This is a genomic window from Ruegeria sp. BHSA191 (assembly GCF_059613325.1).
In genome coordinates, this window is sequence record NZ_JBXWSH010000001.1 from 84,408 (window position 1) to 99,370 (window position 14,963).

At 63.4% G+C, this 14,963-nt stretch carries 15 protein-coding genes and 1 tRNA gene; 7 read left to right on the plus strand and 9 right to left on the minus strand.

Features of this window, described 5'->3' with window-relative positions:
- Positions 1–15: 15 nt before the first annotated feature.
- Positions 16–984 (minus strand): TAXI family TRAP transporter solute-binding subunit, encoded by a 969-nt coding sequence (locus AC2FNS_RS00425; protein ID WP_496678249.1) that lies wholly within the window; start codon positions 982–984, stop codon positions 16–18.
- A 425-nt stretch (positions 985–1,409) separates the two neighbouring features.
- Positions 1,410–1,495, minus strand: a tRNA-Leu gene (locus tag AC2FNS_RS00430).
- A gap of 145 nt (positions 1,496–1,640) precedes the next feature.
- Between AC2FNS_RS00430 and AC2FNS_RS00435 the strand changes: the two genes are divergently transcribed.
- Entirely contained in the window at positions 1,641–2,219 is a 579-nt protein-coding gene (locus AC2FNS_RS00435; RefSeq protein WP_496689143.1) for a YqaA family protein, read from the plus strand.
- Entirely contained in the window at positions 2,216–2,680 is a 465-nt protein-coding gene (locus AC2FNS_RS00440; RefSeq protein ID WP_496727627.1) for a disulfide bond formation protein B, read from the plus strand. Before AC2FNS_RS00435 ends, AC2FNS_RS00440 begins: the two co-directional genes overlap by 4 nt.
- A gap of 2 nt (positions 2,681–2,682) precedes the next feature.
- Here AC2FNS_RS00440 and AC2FNS_RS00445 read toward each other — a convergent pair whose 3' ends face one another.
- On the minus strand, positions 2,683–3,270 hold the full coding sequence (locus AC2FNS_RS00445; protein WP_496678242.1) for an HNH endonuclease: 588 nt from the start codon (positions 3,268–3,270) through the stop codon (positions 2,683–2,685).
- A 212-nt stretch (positions 3,271–3,482) separates the two neighbouring features.
- On the opposite strand from AC2FNS_RS00445, the gene AC2FNS_RS00450 reads away from it, so the two are divergent.
- Together AC2FNS_RS00450 and AC2FNS_RS00455 are read left to right on the plus strand one after the other, a co-directional pair.
- Positions 3,483–4,088: a pseudouridine synthase gene (locus tag AC2FNS_RS00450; RefSeq protein WP_496711369.1), complete on the plus strand. Its 606-nt coding sequence runs from the start codon at positions 3,483–3,485 to the stop codon at positions 4,086–4,088.
- A 31-nt stretch (positions 4,089–4,119) separates the two neighbouring features.
- The gene (locus tag AC2FNS_RS00455) at positions 4,120–4,545 is read left to right on the plus strand and encodes a VOC family protein (RefSeq protein ID WP_496689035.1); all 426 of its coding nucleotides are present in this window, start codon (positions 4,120–4,122) and stop codon (positions 4,543–4,545) included.
- 10 nt (positions 4,546–4,555) lie between these two features.
- Here AC2FNS_RS00455 and AC2FNS_RS00460 read toward each other — a convergent pair whose 3' ends face one another.
- Positions 4,556–5,221, minus strand: a complete 666-nt coding sequence (locus AC2FNS_RS00460; protein ID WP_496711370.1) for an alpha/beta hydrolase — start codon at positions 5,219–5,221, stop codon at positions 4,556–4,558.
- On the minus strand, positions 5,218–5,850 hold the full coding sequence (locus AC2FNS_RS00465; protein WP_496711371.1) for a DNA-3-methyladenine glycosylase family protein: 633 nt from the start codon (positions 5,848–5,850) through the stop codon (positions 5,218–5,220). Before AC2FNS_RS00465 ends, AC2FNS_RS00460 begins: the two co-directional genes overlap by 4 nt.
- Before the next feature lie 97 nt (positions 5,851–5,947).
- Here AC2FNS_RS00465 and AC2FNS_RS00470 point away from each other — a divergent pair, with 97 nt between their 5' ends.
- A complete protein-coding gene (locus AC2FNS_RS00470) occupies positions 5,948–7,174 on the plus strand; it encodes an MFS transporter (protein WP_496711372.1) in 1,227 nt (408 codons plus the stop codon).
- On the opposite strand, the gene AC2FNS_RS00475 is transcribed toward AC2FNS_RS00470, so the two are convergent.
- Genes AC2FNS_RS00475 through cysS form a run of 3 tightly spaced genes read right to left on the minus strand, consistent with a single transcriptional unit; the run spans position 7,175 to position 10,985 of the window.
- A complete protein-coding gene (locus tag AC2FNS_RS00475; RefSeq protein ID WP_496711426.1) occupies positions 7,175–7,951 on the minus strand; it encodes a squalene/phytoene synthase family protein in 777 nt (258 codons plus the stop codon).
- Positions 7,952–7,953: 2 nt separating this feature from the next.
- Positions 7,954–9,588, minus strand: a complete 1,635-nt coding sequence (gene cimA, locus AC2FNS_RS00480; protein WP_496711373.1) for a citramalate synthase — start codon at positions 9,586–9,588, stop codon at positions 7,954–7,956.
- Positions 9,585–10,985: a cysteine--tRNA ligase gene (gene cysS / locus AC2FNS_RS00485; RefSeq protein ID WP_496711374.1), complete on the minus strand. Its 1,401-nt coding sequence runs from the start codon at positions 10,983–10,985 to the stop codon at positions 9,585–9,587. The genes cimA and cysS overlap by 4 nt, the downstream gene beginning before the upstream one ends.
- Before the next feature lie 265 nt (positions 10,986–11,250).
- Here cysS and AC2FNS_RS00490 point away from each other — a divergent pair, with 265 nt between their 5' ends.
- Complete coding sequence (locus tag AC2FNS_RS00490; RefSeq protein ID WP_496803743.1) at positions 11,251–12,438, plus strand: pyridoxal phosphate-dependent aminotransferase; 1,188 nt, start codon at positions 11,251–11,253, stop codon at positions 12,436–12,438.
- A 16-nt stretch (positions 12,439–12,454) separates the two neighbouring features.
- Here the strand turns inward: AC2FNS_RS00490 and AC2FNS_RS00495 are convergent, their stop codons facing one another.
- On the minus strand, positions 12,455–12,973 hold the full coding sequence (locus AC2FNS_RS00495; protein ID WP_496689047.1) for an outer membrane protein: 519 nt from the start codon (positions 12,971–12,973) through the stop codon (positions 12,455–12,457).
- A 415-nt stretch (positions 12,974–13,388) separates the two neighbouring features.
- On the opposite strand from AC2FNS_RS00495, the gene AC2FNS_RS00500 reads away from it, so the two are divergent.
- Positions 13,389–14,933 carry a trimethylamine methyltransferase family protein gene (locus tag AC2FNS_RS00500; protein WP_496711376.1) on the plus strand — a complete coding sequence of 515 codons (1,545 nt, stop codon included), beginning with the start codon at positions 13,389–13,391 and terminating at the stop codon, positions 14,931–14,933.
- The last annotated feature ends 30 nt before the right edge of the window (positions 14,934–14,963 follow it).

Below are 14,963 nucleotides of genomic sequence, written 5' to 3' on the forward strand. Positions count from 1 at the left end.
TGGGTCAAAGCCGGATTACTGGATCCAGCCCTTTTCGCGATAGTATTTCTCGGCACCCGGGTGCAGCGGAGCAGACAGGCCGTCCTTGATCATTTCCTCAGGCTTGAGGTTGGCGAAGGCCGGGTGCAGCTTTTTGAAGTCTTCGAAGTTCTCGAAGACCGAGCTGACGACGGCATAGACCGCATCTTCCGACACATCGGCCGAGGTCACGAAGGTCGCGCCCACGCCAAAGGTCTGCACGTCCTCGTCGGTGCCGCGATACATGCCGCCGGGGATGGAGGCCTTGCGGTAGAACGAGTTGTCCTCGACCAGCTTGTCGACCGCCGGGCCGGTCACGTTGACCAGAACGGAGTCACATGCGGTGGTCGCTTCCTGGATCGAACCCGAGGGGTGGCCGACGGTATAGACCATCGCGTCGATCTGGTTGTCGCACAGGGCGGCCGACTGTTCGGCGGCTTTCAGCTCGGTGGCCAGTTCGAAATCATCCGTCGTCCAGCCCACCGCTTCCATCAGCACTTCCATGGTGCCGCGCTGACCGGAACCGGGGTTGCCGATGTTGACGCGCTTACCCTTCAGGTCTTCGAAGTTCTTGATGCCGGAATCGGCGCGGGCCACTACTGTGAACGGTTCAGGGTGCACCGAGAACACGGCGCGCAGGCCCTCGAACGGGCCGGCTTCTTCGAATTTCGAAGTGCCGTTATAGGCATGGTACTGCCAGTCCGACTGGGCCACACCGAACTCCAGCTCGCCTTCGCGGATGGTGTTGATGTTGTAGACCGACCCACCCGTCGATTCGACCGAGCAGCGCACGCCATGTTCCTTGCGGCCCTTGTTCACCAGACGGCAGATCGCGCCACCGGTCGGGTAGTACACGCCGGTCACGCCGCCGGTGCCGATGGTGATGAATTCTTCGGCATAGGCCGCGGGGGCCATCAGCGCGGCAGTGACGACCGCACCCAGGCTCAGCTTGCTTTTCTTGATCATTTGAGGACTCCCAAGATTTTTTGCTTTCTGACGGAAGACGGGTCAAGAACCCGGTCCGGGGATCGAGCGGATAGGGCAATCCGACGCGTCATGCAACGGATGCAACCATCTGTATTCCCAATTTCTCCCAACAGGTTCGAGGTTTGTGTCACCTTGGCGCTTTGTCAAGCCTTCTGACCTTGGGGCACCCTACCCGCCGCAGATGTGACGATGGGCCGGAATAATTCCCCCCTGCCACACGACTCGGCACGCCGGCCTTTCGCGGCAAGTGGGCGCAGCAACCGCCTGTTAACCCTGCCGACCCGGCGCACCGCTATGTCACGGCCGTTCGTACCATGCCCGTCGCCACAACTGTCGTTGCAAGGAACGGCGGGCCGAACGCCGCTCTGGGCAACGCATTTTCGTGTTTTCGTGAAAATTCAGCGTGGTGCCCAAGGTGAGACTCGAACTCACACGGTATTGCTACCGGGGGATTTTGAATCCCCTGCGTCTACCATTCCGCCACTTGGGCCACGCGAATTGAATTACCGCCCAAGCGTGCGAAGGTCCAGAGGCAAAAATCACCAAAGACAAGGAAGCGCGATAGCGCAAGAGGTTGACGCTGGGGCGTGCACATGATTTGCCTCGTCAGACTTGAACAGTGGAATTTGGTGCAAATGCTGCGATCGCTGTATGACTGGACCATCCGTCTGGCCGATCACCCGCATGCCCTGTGGGCGCTGGCCGTCGTGGCATTCATCGAAAGCTCGTTCTTTCCGATCCCGCCCGATGTTCTGATGATCCCGATGATTCTTGCGCGCCCGTCGCGCGCCTGGCTGATCGCCACCGTGGCCCTGGTTGCCTCGGTGCTGGGTGGGATGCTCGGCTATGCCATCGGGGCCTTCTTCTACGAAAGCGTGGGCCAGCCTATCCTCGAGGCCATGGGCAAGGCCCACGCCATGGAAGAATTCAACCAGCGGTTCAACGATTTCGGGTTCTGGGCAGTTCTGACCGCCGGCGTCACGCCCTTCCCCTACAAGGTCATCACGATCATGTCCGGCTGGACGGGCATGCCGCTGGGCACCTTCATCGCGACATCCATTTTGGCGCGTGCGCTGCGGTTCTTCATGGTTGCCGGGCTGCTTTGGGGCTTTGGGGAACCGATCCGCGATTTCATCGAAAAACGTCTGGGGTTAATGTTCACCCTTTTCATCTTTCTGCTGATCGGCGGATTTTTGGTGGTGAAATACGTATGACGCGCAAACGCACACTCATTCTTCTGGCCGCCACCGGATCCCTGGGATTGCTGCTGGGGGCCTGGGCCTTTCAATACATCGGCGGAATGGCACCTTGCAAAATGTGCTTCTGGCAACGCTATCCACATGGCGCGGCGATCGCGATCGGCGCCTTGGCCTTCGCCCTGCCGGGCGTACGCCTCCTGCCGCTTCTCGGCGCGGCAGCCGCCGCTACCACCTCGGGCATCGGCATCTATCACGCCGGGGTCGAGCGCGGGCTATGGGAAGGCCCGTCCAGCTGCACCTCGGGCAGCATCAGCGGCCTGTCGGCGGAAGAATTGATGGAACAGATCATGGCCGCCCCGCTGGTGCGCTGCGACGAAATCCCGTGGGAGATGTTCGGCCTGTCCATGGCCGGTTGGAATGCACTGCTGTCCGCAGGTTTGGCTCTGGTCTGGCTGGCCGCCTGGCGCGCGCGCTGACCCTACTGGGCGTCCAGTTCCGCATCCCAATACAGAAAGTCGATCCAGCTTTCGTGCAGGTGGTTGGGCGGAAACTTCCGCCCGATGTTCTGCAGCATCTCGGCATCGGGCTGGCGCGGCGGCTTGCGCAGGCTCATCCCGGCTTGGCGCAACGATTTCGACCCCTTGCGCAGATTACACGGGCTGCAGGCGGCGACCACGTTCTGCCAACTGGTGACGCCTCCGGCCGCGCGCGGCACCACATGGTCAAAAGTCAACTCGCCCCGGCTGCCGCAATACTGACAGCGGAACTCATCCCTCAGAAACAAATTAAAGCGCGTGAAGGCCACGCGCTTTCTGGGTTTCACGTAGTCTTTCAGGACAACCACCGACGGTATTCGGATCACCGTGCTGGGGCTGCGGACCACCTCGTCATATTCGGCGATGATATCGACCCGATCCAGCCAGGCGGCCTTTATCGCCTCCTGCCAGGGCCACAGCGACAGCGGATAGTAGGACAGCGGGCGGTAATCGGCGTTCAAAACCAAGGCCGGATGGTGCTTCAGCGCACCCGGCTCCCTGACAAATTCGGTCCTGAAATCTCCGTCCATCGCAGAATCGCTCCTCGCTCTCGGCTGCCTGTATGGGACACCAGAGCGGGGAGCACCCGCCCCGGTCTTGATTCAACTATATATCGTGGCAAAGCTCTGGCAAGCCCTGAGTTTCCACAATATCTCGAGAGCATGATAGGCAGCGGCCGTAACAAGCGCGTGACAGTTATCCACAGCTTGCGCTGGCGATGAACCGCGGGTATGCGAGCCCCATGTCCTGGTTCATCCGTTTCAACAAGCCGTTCGACGTGCTGCCGCAATTCACCGACCGGCAAAACGCCGACTCGCCGCGCCGCACCCTGTCGGATTTCATAGACCTGCCAGGTGTATATCCGGCCGGGCGGCTGGACCGCGACAGCGAGGGGCTGATGCTGCTGACCGACAATGGGCGGCTGCAATCCCATATCGCGGACCCCAAGCACAAGATTCCCAAAACCTATTGGGTCCAGGTCGAGGGCATCCCGGATGCGGCGGCCATTCGGGCCCTGCGCGACGGGGTGGAGTTGAATGACGGCATGACCCGCCCAGCCAAGGCGCGGCTGATCGACGAACCCCAAGGCCTGTGGCCGCGCACCCCACCGATCCGCGACCGCAAGACGGTACCGGATTGCTGGCTGGAACTGACCCTGCGCGAAGGGCGCAACCGTCAGGTGCGTCGCATGACGGCCGCCGTAGGCCATCCCACCCTGCGCCTGATCCGCGCCAAGATCGGGGACTGGACCCTGGACGACCTCGCCCCCGGCAGCTGGGACAGTCTGCCGATGCCCGTTCTGGAAACCGCCCCCCAACGCAAGCGGGACAGGCGTCCGCGGCGGTGACTTTTTCGGCGATGTCCGATATCATGTCGCCATGAAAGTGGCAGCCGGAATCCCGTCGCCTTCGGGCATTCTCGAGGCCGCGCTGTATGTCGATGATCTGGATGCCGCCGAACGGTTCTATGGCGAGGTTCTGGGCTTGGAACGCATTCAGCGCGTGGAGGGCCGGCACGTGTTCTTCCGGGTCGGCGCCTCGGTGTTGCTTTTGTTCAACGCTGACCAGACAGAACGGCCTCCGACCAACCCGGACCTGCCGGTGCCGCCGCATGGCGCTCGCGGTTCGGGGCATGTGTGCCTTATCCTGACGCGCGACCAGATCGCGTCGATGCGCAAGCATTTGTTGGACTGGAACGTCCCTGTCGAGGCCGAATTCGACTGGCCGAACGGGGCCCGGTCGCTCTATGTGCGCGACCCGGCCGGAAATTCGGTGGAATTTGCCGAGGGTCACCTGTGGGGGTGACTCTACCCAGTCACAGGCTCAGCTTGTCGCGCATGAAGGCCAGCGCGACGCCCAGCCCGTCGGGTGCGATTCCATGGCCGGTGCCCTTCATGATGTGGGCATAGACCTCCTTGAAGCCCGCGCGCTGCAGGGCCTCGGCGGCCTCGGGTAGCGATTGCGGCGGCACCATGTCATCGGCATCGCCATGCACCAGCAGCACGGGCATCCGGCTGACCACCTCGTCGGCCAGCAGGTCAGGCTCCAACAGGCGGCCGGAAAACGCGATCACGCCAGCCACCGGGTCTTCGCGGCGCGGGGCCACGTGCAGGCTCATCATCGTGCCTTGGGAAAAGCCGAACAGCACCACCTGCTCGGGCAGCACGTCCTCGTCCACCATCAGGGCGTCGAGAAAGGCGTTGAAATCCTCGACCGCCATTTCCATGCCGCGCCGGGCCTCCTCCTCGGACGAACCGTCGATCCACGGGATCGGAAACCACTGGAAGCCGTTGGGCATGCTGGGGATCTGCTCGGGTGCGTCGGGGGCCACGAACAGCGTGTCGGGCAGGTGTTCGCCCAGAACATCCGCAAGCCCCAGCAGATCGGCCCCGTTGGCGCCATAGCCATGCACGAACACCACGACCGAGCGCGTGTCGCCCGAAACCGGCTCTTTGCGGAGCGCGTTCAAAACCCTTGTCATCTGATCCCTTCCCTATCCTTGGCCACGCGGTAATAGGCCCACAGAACCCGGGCTGCAACCGACCGCCACGGCGACCACGCCTCGGCCATCTGCCGCAGCGCCTTGTCGGTCGGCCGATCTGGCAGGTCGTACAGCATCCGCGCAGCCTCCTGCAGGGCCAGATCACCCGGCGCGATCACATCCGCCCGCCCCAGCGAGAACATGGCATAAATCTCGGCCGTCCAGACCCCGATGCCCGGCACTTGGGTCAGCGTCGCAATGACCACGTTATCGGGCACCTCGCGCAGGGCTTTGTAGTCGATCCGCGCCTCGGCCAGCGCACGGGCATAGCGGATCTTCTGACGGCTCAGCCCGACTGCGCGCAGGTCATCATCGGTGGCCCACTTGATCTTGCGCGGCCCGGTCAGGCCGGCCTGCTGCATCCGCCCCCAAATCGCGTTGGCCGAGGCCACGCTGACCTGCTGGCTGACGATGGCGCTGAGCAGTTGCGCGAAACCGTCGGGCCGGCGGCGCAGGGGCAACGGGCGGGTCAGTTCGATCGCGTGCGCCATGCGCGGACAGGTGTCAGACAGCCACTCGGCCCCTTCCGCAACGCATTCTGGTGTCTCGATAATTCGACCAACGGTCATGGCGGCTCCGGGTGGCGGTTCAGGGCGCAGGTTAGGCTGCTTTGTCGCATATGCAACCCGCTTGTATGTCCGCCGGTTCGCCGATACCCATTTGCGCATGTCGATGACCAGCACAGCCCCCGACGATACCCGCGCCAAGCGCAACGTTGCCGTTCTGGTGGCGGCGCAGGCGATTCTGGGCGCACAGATGCCGATGATCTTCATCGTTGGCGGATTGGCGGGCCAGTCGCTGGCCAGCAACGCCTGCCTGGCCACGCTGCCGATTTCGCTGATCGTTCTGGGCTCGATGCTGGCGGCAACGCCGGTCTCGGCCATCATGCAGCGCTGGGGCCGCCGCGCCGGATTTCTGGTCGGTGCCACCGCCGGAGCGGTGGGCGGCGGCGTAGGAGCCTATGGCCTGTACCTGGGGTCGTTCCCTGTCTTTCTTGTCGGCAGCCTGCTGACCGGCATCTACATGAGCGCACATGGCTTCTATCGCTTTGCCGCCGCTGATACTGCTTCAGACGCATTCCGGCCCAAGGCGATCTCTTATGTCATGGCCGGCGGTCTGGCTGCCGCCATCATCGGGCCGCAGATCGTCAAGCTGACCTCGCAGGCCTATGTCATTCCGTTCCTGGGCACCTATTTCGCAGTGATCGCAGTGAACGTCATAGGGTCGGTCCTATTCCTGTTTCTGGACATTCCGACCCCCGACCGTCCGTCACAGTATGCGCCCAAAGGCCGGTCGCGGCTGGAGTTGCTGAAAACCCCACGTATTGCCGTGGCCATCATCTGTGCCATGGTCTCGTACGCGCTGATGAACCTTGTGATGACCTCAACGCCGCTGGCCGTCGTCGGCTGTGGCTTCTCCGAAGGTGATGCGGCGGATGTGGTCACCAGCCACGTTCTGGCGATGTATGTTCCCAGTTTCTTCACCGGCCACCTGATCGCCCGGTTCGGGGCCGAGAAAATGGTCGCGATCGGTTTGGCGATTTTGGGCGGCGCGGGCGTTGTGGCCCTACAAGGCGTTGAGATCGGGAACTTCTTTCTGGCCCTCGTTCTGCTTGGCATTGGCTGGAACTTCGGTTTCATCGGTGCCACCAGCATGCTGGCGGCCCAGCACGATGTGCATGAACGCGGCCGCGTGCAGGGACTGAATGACCTGCTGGTGTTTGGAGGCGTGACGATTGCGTCGCTGGCCTCGGGCGGATTGATGAACTGTTCGGGCGGCTCCCCGGTCGAGGGATGGACGGCCGTCAACCTGGCGATGGTACCATTGCTGACCTTGGCGGGCGGCGCGCTGCTGTGGCTGGTGCTGAAACCCGATGCCACGGATACGGCCTGATCACCACCGACCTGTGGTCGCGGTCCAGATCAGGGATGCCCGCCGACGAAACTCGCTTTGTTTCAAAGCGCCCGTGCTGACCGCTGTCGGGTCAGCGACCACGCGGCGCAACACCCATTCGGCCTGCCAACCGGCCACAAGCGCCGGGCGCGCCTGAGCGGAAACATCGACGCGCCGTGCTCGGGCCGCGGCCATCCGTTGCAGCGCCCGCTCGGCCAATTGACGCACCCCGTCCGGCGTTCCGTCCAACAGGGGAATGCGCCCGCGGGCTTCAAGCTCGGGGATGGCGCGGAACCAGTTCGCCACACCGACCGCGTAGCCAAAATCGCGCAGAACCGTTTCGTCAGCGGCACCCAGGGCTTGCGCCGAAGCGACCATCAGCGACCCGGCGCTGTGCGTCAGATAGGCCTCGAAGTGTTCCTCATCCTCGAACGGATCCCTGTAGATATCCCAACGCCTTACGGCCACGAATTCATCCAGCATCGCCGCCAGATGCGGGGACAGGACACGCGACAGGGGCGTGACCACCTCGTGCCGCCGCACGGAGGGCCCTTCGGCGATCTCCTGCAGCGCGTCGCGCCACCATTGCAGGCGCATTTCCGCGATCATCGGCTCTTGGGTGACCCACGGCGCGCGAGCGACCTCGATATTCATCGCATAGATCGGAAACAGCACGGCCCGCGCCTGAACCGGCGCCGCCATCGCGGCCATGAACCGGTCCGGGTCGGCCCGGTGGACCAGCGCCGCGCAGGCCTTGACGTCTTCGTCGAAGGGCACGCTCACTCGGCCACCACCGATTGCGGGCTGCAATCGCGCACCAGCTTCCACTGGATCGCCTCCAGCAGCGCCTCGAACGAGGCGTCGACGATGTTCGCGCTGACCCCCACCGTGGACCAGCGCCGCCCCTGCCCGTCTTCGCTGTCGATGATGACGCGGGTCACCGCCTCGGTCCCGCCCTGGGTGATGCGCACCTTGAAGTCCACCAGATGCATATCGTCCAGGATGGGCGAGTACTGCCCCAGATCCTTGGCCAAAGCTTTGGCCAGCGCGTTCACCGGGCCACGGTCGCTGCCGTTTTCGTCCATCGACTCGCTGACCGAAAGCTTCTTCTCACCATCCACCTTCACCACGACGACCGCCTCGGACAGGCTGACCATCTGGTTGTACTTGTTCTTGCGCCGCTCGACCGTGACCTTGTAGCGCTTGACCTCGAAGAACTGCGGCAGCTGGCCCAGTTCATCGCGGGCCAGCAGCTCGAAACTGGCCTGCGCGGTGTCATAGGAATAGCCTTCGGCTTCGCGTGCCTTGATCCGTTCCAGGATGCGCCCCAGCGCCGGGTCGCCCGGCTCGACCTGCAATCCGGCCTCGGTCAGGCGTTTGCGCAAGTTCGACTGGCCCGCCTGGTTCGACATCGGAATGATCCGCGCATTGCCCACGGTCGCCGGATCGACATGTTCATAGGTCGAAGGGTCCTTGAGAATCGCGCTGGCATGCAGCCCTGCCTTGTGCGCAAAGGCCGAGGCGCCGACATAGGCCGCCTGTTTGCTGGGCACCCGGTTCAGAACGTCGTCGAGCATTCGGCTAATGCGGGTTAGACCGGTCAGCGCGTCGCGACTGACGCCGATCTCGAAGGCCGAGGCATAGGGCTCCTTCAACAGCAGCGTCGGGATCAGGGCTGTCAGGTTGGCATTGCCGCAGCGCTCGCCCAGCCCGTTCAACGTTCCCTGAATCTGGCGCGCGCCGGCATCCACAGCGGCCAAGGAACAGGCCACGGCATTTTCGGTGTCGTTGTGGGTGTGAATGCCCAGCCGGTCGCCGGGGAAGCCCGCGGCGACCAGGTCGGACACGATCCGCCCAACTTCGGCCGGCAGCGCGCCGCCATTGGTGTCGCACAACACCACCCAGCGGGCACCGGCCTCCAGCGCCGCTTGGCAGACCTGCATGGCATAGGCAGGGTTGTCTTTGTAGCCGTCAAAGAAATGCTCGGCATCGAACAGCGCCTCGCGCCCCTGTGCCACGATATGCGCGACCGAGGCGCGGACGTTCTCGACATTTTCCTCCAGCGAGATCCCCAGCGCGTCGGTCACGTGATAGTCATGCGACTTGCCCACCAGACAGACCGCCCGCGTGCCGGCGTTCATGACGGCGGCCAACACGTCGTCATTCTCGGCCGAGCGCCCGGCCCGTTTGGTCATGCCAAAGGCGGTCAGGCAGGCGCGCGTCTTGGGCGCGGCGTCGAAAAATGCGCTGTCGGTGGGGTTCGCACCGGGCCAGCCGCCTTCGATATAGTCCACCCCCAAAGCATCCAGCGCCTGCGCGATCTGGACCTTTTCGGCGGTCGAGAACTGAACGCCCTGCGTCTGCTGGCCGTCGCGCAACGTGGTGTCATAGAGGTACAGGCGCTCTTTGCTCATTCCACGCCCTCCAGCCTGCTGGCATCAAAGCCCGCGCCTGGCACCAGTTCGACCCCGTCCTTGCTCATCCGCACTTCCAGACCAGCCGACAGATAGGCGGCCTTCAACCGATCCACTTCCGAGAAATCCTTGGTCTGCATCGCCTCGGCCCGAACACGGGCCAGCCGGTCGGCATGGGCCGACAGATCCACGCCGTCGGTCTCGGCCCAGCCCCCCATCTCGGGTTCCAACAGGCCCAGCACCTGCGCACTGGCCAGCAAAGTGGCGGCATCGCCGTCCGAGGCCAGACGATGCAGCTCGGCAAGGGCACCCGCCGTGTTGAGGTCATCGGAAAGCGCCTCGATCACCGCGGGCGCCGCGCTGGCTGCGGGTTCGATGCCCGCAGTCAGCGCCCGCCACTTTCGCAACGTGGCCTCGGCCTCGCGAGCCTTCTTTTCTGTCCAGTCCATCGGCTTGCGATAGTGGGTCTGCAGGAAGACGAACCGGATCACCTCACCCGGCACGCCCTGATCCAGCAGGTCATGCACGGTGAAGAAATTGCCCAGCGATTTGGACATCTTCTTTCCCTCGACCTGCAGCATCTCGTTGTGCAGCCAGTACCGCGCGAATTCGCCATGGGGGTGGGCGCATTTGCTCTGGGCGATCTCGTTTTCGTGGTGCGGAAACATCAGGTCATTTCCGCCGCCATGGATGTCGAAACTTTCGCCCAGCAACTCATAGCTCATGGCCGAGCATTCGATGTGCCAGCCCGGACGCCCCCGGCCCCAGGGCGACTCCCAACCGGGCAGTTCATCGTCCGAGGGCTTCCACAGCACGAAATCCATCGGGTTCTTCTTGTAGGGCGCCACCTCGACCCGAGCGCCTGCGATCATGTCATCGACCGACCGGCCCGACAGCTTGCCATACTCGTCGCGCCAGCTGTCCACCGCGAACAGAACATGCCCCTCGGCCTCATAGGCGTGACCCTTGGCGATCAGGTCCTCGATCATCGCGATCATCTGGTCGATATACCGCGTGGCCCGCGGCATCTGGTCGGGCTCCAGCGCCCCCAGCGCGCCCATGTCGTGCAGGTACCAGCCGATCGTCTCGTCCGACCGCTCCTGCACCAACTGCTCGAGCGTTCCTTCGGCCCCGGCCTGCTTGCGCGCCAGGGCCGTCGCGTTGATCTTGTCATCGACGTCGGTGAAGTTGCGTACATAGGTCACATGCTCGGGCCCGTAAACGTGACGCAGCAGGCGGTATAGCACGTCAAACACTACCACGGGTCGCGCGTTGCCCAGATGCGCCCGGTCATACACGGTGGGTCCGCAGACATACATCCGCACGTTGTCGGGATCGATCGGAACGAAATCTTCCTTCGTCCGGGTCCGCGTGTTGTGCAGTTTGATCGTCGTCATGCGTCTGGCTCCTGGATACAGCAATAGCGTCCGCGTTGATGCGGGCTTAGCAACTTGTCTCAGGGAAGAAAACGAAAGAAACCAGCCCGCGTGAAAGTTCAGCAGGGAATGCAGCAGATAATGATGCAGGTCATCCGATTCATGGCCCACCGCGTAGCACGCCCGGTCCCGCGCGCCAAGACTTCTGTTGCCGGCGGGGGAAGCTGATTGACAAATCACCCCGGCTCTGACCCATTCGGCGGACTTGCCGCAACGGAGGCGCGCCATGAAACTTTCGCACCGCATCACGCATCTGACCGGAGGCGGTTCGGACGGGTGGGACGTGTTCTATCGCGCGCGCCGCATGATCGCCGAAGGCCAGGCCGTGACCGAGCTGACCATAGGCGAACATGACATCCGAACCCACCCCTCGATCCTGGCCGAGATGTACCGGTCGGCGCGCGCGGGCCATACCGGATACGCTATGGTGCCGGGCACCGATCTGCTGCGCGATACCGTGGCCGCGCGGGTGCAGACCCGCACGGGCGTTCCGACCACGCGCCACAACGTGCTGATCACCCCGGGCGGACAGGCCGCGCTGTTCGCCGCGCATATGGCAGCGTGCGACCCGGGCGATGTGGGCCTCTATCTCGACCCGTTCTACGCCACCTACCCCGGTACGATCCGCGGGGCTGGCGCGATCGCGCGCGCGGTTCAGACCCGGGCCGAGGACGCCTTTCAGCCCAACGCAGCCACGATAGCAGAACAGGCCGAGGGTGCCGCATCATTGCTGATCAACACGCCGAACAACCCGACCGGGGTCGTCTATTCCCGCGAGACCCTGACCGAGATTGCCGATCTGTGCCGCGAGCGCGACATCTGGCTGATCTCGGACGAGGTTTATGACACGCAAGTCTGGGAAGGCGCGCACCTGTCGCCCCGCGCCCTGCCCGGTATGGCCGACCGCACCCTGGTCGTGGGCTCGATGTCGAAGTCCCACGCCATGACCGGGTCGCGCTGCGGTTGGATCGTTGGCCCCGAAGAGGCCATCGAACATCTGATCAACCTTGCCACGCACACCACCTATGGGGTTCCGGGATTCATTCAGGACGCTGCCAGCTATGCGCTGACCGCGGGGGACGAACTGGAAGAAGAGGTTGCGACCCCTTTCCGCCGCCGCCGCGCCCTGGCGATGCAGGTTCTGGCCCGACAGAACACGGTGGGCCTGATCCCCGCACAAGGCGCAATGTACCTGATGCTGGACATCCGCGCGACAGGGCAAAGCGGCGAAGACTTCGCCAATGCACTGCTGGACACCCACGCCATCGCGGTCATGCCCGGAGAAAGCTTCGGCCAAGCCGCCGCAGGGCATGTGCGCGTGGCCATGACCATCGATGATGACCGGTTCGCCGCTGCCCTTCAGACCCTATGCGAATTCGCAGCCCGGCTTGCGGGTCAGACAGCGGCAGAGTGACCGAGACGGGTTTCGTTCAGAACCGGAACGTCGTGCGCAGGTTAAAGGTGTTGGTATCCAGATCGCCCCGCGACCGTGTGACATCGTTAAAATTCTGCCGCAACGCTTCGCCACTGATGATCAGCCGTTCGCCCAGAGGATAGGCTACGCCGATTCCGTAGACCGCTGCTGTGTCGCTGTCGCCCGAAGTATTCGCCCGCGCGGCACCTACCACGACGTAGCCCAAAGCGGGCCCGAACTCATATCCGCCGCGCAGTTTCACGCGGGACACGCTGTCCAAACTGCCCTCCGAGGCGCCCAGGTCGAGATTCAGCCGGTCATATTCCAGTTCACCCCCGACGACGAAGCTGCCAAGATCCAGATCGTATCCGATATTTGCGCCGATGCTGCCCGAATTGCTTCCACTGCCGCCGGGTCCGTCCGCGTCGGTATAACCGAAGGTGAACCCGGCGTAAGCGCCCGTCCAATCCTCGGCCAACGCCACCTGCGCCGCTGGAATCAGCAGGGCCGACAGCAAGGCGCGGATCAGTTTCATGCAAGCCTCCGGTTTTCGTTCAGCACCCCTTGCAATTCAAACAGATGCGGTGATGTGCACCTCTACTAAACATGTGCTTTGGTGCAGTCAGATCAATTCAAGTCACGCAAATCTTAACAATAAGTAATGGAAGCATAACATATTTCGCCATCTGCGTGAGGATTTCCTGCCGCGTTCATCAACGTTCCGAGTTTTTGAGGCCAAAAGCGACATCGGTCGCAAACGGGACAGATTACTTGCTCGGACCCTGACACCATTCGTCGCAGGAGTTGAGGGCCACATGCCAAACGATATCTGGAAGATTTGCCTGATTAGCCGCACCATTGGTGCCGATCGGGGGCGTGCGGCACGAGGACGGCCGTAACGGGTTGAAGCTTCCCCCCTTTGACCTGACATTCAATTTGGAGTCCTCACCATGAATGACCAATCCCGCTCAACGTCCCGCAGTGGCGGCCGCGCCGCCCGTCGCGCCGCCCGTGCTGCAGCCCTGCCCGAACATCTTCGCCCCGTTCGTCCGGGGCTTGAGGGCGGCACGTACAAACCGCTCAGCCAGCAGGACATGGAGCGTATTCACGCCGCCGCGCTGGACGCGCTGGAAACCATCGGTTTGGCCGACGCGCCGCCCAGCGGCATCGACTATCTTGTGGGCGCCGGCTGTACGCTGGGCGATGACGGGCGTATCCGCTTTCCCCGCGCGCTGGTCGAGGACACGATCGCCCGTGCCAACCGCTCGGTGACGCTTTACAGCCGCGACGGCAAGACCGATCTCGAACTTTCGGGTAACCGCGTGCACTACGGCACCGCCGGGGCGGCAGTCAGCATGGTCGATGCCCAGGGCCGCAACTATCGCGATTCGACCGTGCGGGACCTGCACGACGCGGCCCGGATCTGCGAGCAGTTGGACAATATTCATTTCGTGCAGCGCCCCATGGTCTGCCGCGACATCGCCGACAACCGCGAAATGGACCTGAACACGATCTATGCCTGCTGTTCCGGCACCTACAAACATATCGGCACCTCGTTCACCGACCCAAGCTATGTGGCGCCGGCGATGGAGATGCTGCACATGATCGCCGGCGGCGAGGACAAATGGCGCGAGCGGCCCTTCGTGTCGAATTCGAACTGTTTCGTCGTGCCGCCGATGAAATTCGCCACCGAAAGCTGCCAGGTGATGGAGGAATGCATCAAGGCAGGTATGCCGGTGCTGCTGCTGTCAGCGGGCATGGCAGGCGCGACGGCGCCTTCGACCATCGCGGGCGCGATCGTCCAGGCCACCGCCGAATGCCTGGCCGGGTTGGTTTATGTCAATGCCGTAAGCCCCGGTGCTCCGGCGGTTTTTGGCACGTGGCCCTTTGGGCTGGACCTGCGCACGGGCGCGATGTCGGTCGGCTCGGGCGAGCAGGCGCTGCTGAGCGCGGGCTGCGCCCAGATGCACAAGTTCTACGACCTGCCGGGCGGCGCCGCGGCCGGTGCTTCGGATGCGAAACTGCCCGACATGCAGGCCGGGTGGGAGCAGATGTGCTCGAACGTCATGGCCGGACTTTCGGGTTTGAACATGGTCTACGAAGCCGCGGGAATGCACGCCTCGTTGCTGGGCTTCTGCTTCGAGAGCCTGATTCTGGGCGATGACTTGATCGGGCAGGCCCTGCGTTGCGTCCGCGGGATCGAGGTGAATGAAGACACCCTGGCCGTCGACCAGATTGCCGAGGTCTGTCTGGGCGGGCCGGGCCATTATCTGGGCACCGATGCCACGCTCAGCCGGATGCAGGCCGATTATGTATATCCCATCCTGGGGGATCGGACCTCGCCCAAGGAATGGGCCGAGCTGGGCAAGCCCGACCTGATTGCCAAGGCCACCGCCCGGAAGGAAGAGATTCTAGGCCAGCCGTCACCAGCCCGGTTCGATCCGGTGCTGGACGCCGAGATCCGCAGCAAGTTCAACATTCACTTACCCGCATAACCTATTGTAAAGCGGCCAGGGTTTCCCTGG

Bases quoted from the DNA above. Each gene is read 5' to 3' on its own strand.
- cimA (WP_496711373.1), bottom strand. From the start codon at position 9,588: ATGAGCAAAGAGCGCCTGTACCTCTATGACACCACGTTGCGCGACGGC.
- cysS (WP_496711374.1), bottom strand. From the start codon at position 10,985: ATGACGACGATCAAACTGCACAACACGCGGACCCGGACGAAGGAAGAT.
- AC2FNS_RS00455 (WP_496689035.1), top strand. From the start codon at position 4,120: ATGAAAGTGGCAGCCGGAATCCCGTCGCCTTCGGGCATTCTCGAGGCC.
- AC2FNS_RS00450 (WP_496711369.1), top strand. From the start codon at position 3,483: ATGTCCTGGTTCATCCGTTTCAACAAGCCGTTCGACGTGCTGCCGCAA.
- AC2FNS_RS00460 (WP_496711370.1), bottom strand. From the start codon at position 5,221: ATGACAAGGGTTTTGAACGCGCTCCGCAAAGAGCCGGTTTCGGGCGAC.
- AC2FNS_RS00440 (WP_496727627.1), top strand. From the start codon at position 2,216: ATGACGCGCAAACGCACACTCATTCTTCTGGCCGCCACCGGATCCCTG.
- AC2FNS_RS00500 (WP_496711376.1), top strand. From the start codon at position 13,389: ATGAATGACCAATCCCGCTCAACGTCCCGCAGTGGCGGCCGCGCCGCC.
- AC2FNS_RS00495 (WP_496689047.1), bottom strand. From the start codon at position 12,973: ATGAAACTGATCCGCGCCTTGCTGTCGGCCCTGCTGATTCCAGCGGCG.
- AC2FNS_RS00465 (WP_496711371.1), bottom strand. From the start codon at position 5,850: ATGACCGTTGGTCGAATTATCGAGACACCAGAATGCGTTGCGGAAGGG.
- AC2FNS_RS00470 (WP_496711372.1), top strand. From the start codon at position 5,948: ATGTCGATGACCAGCACAGCCCCCGACGATACCCGCGCCAAGCGCAAC.
- AC2FNS_RS00435 (WP_496689143.1), top strand. From the start codon at position 1,641: ATGCTGCGATCGCTGTATGACTGGACCATCCGTCTGGCCGATCACCCG.
- AC2FNS_RS00490 (WP_496803743.1), top strand. From the start codon at position 11,251: ATGAAACTTTCGCACCGCATCACGCATCTGACCGGAGGCGGTTCGGAC.
- AC2FNS_RS00425 (WP_496678249.1), bottom strand. From the start codon at position 984: ATGATCAAGAAAAGCAAGCTGAGCCTGGGTGCGGTCGTCACTGCCGCG.
- AC2FNS_RS00445 (WP_496678242.1), bottom strand. From the start codon at position 3,270: ATGGACGGAGATTTCAGGACCGAATTTGTCAGGGAGCCGGGTGCGCTG.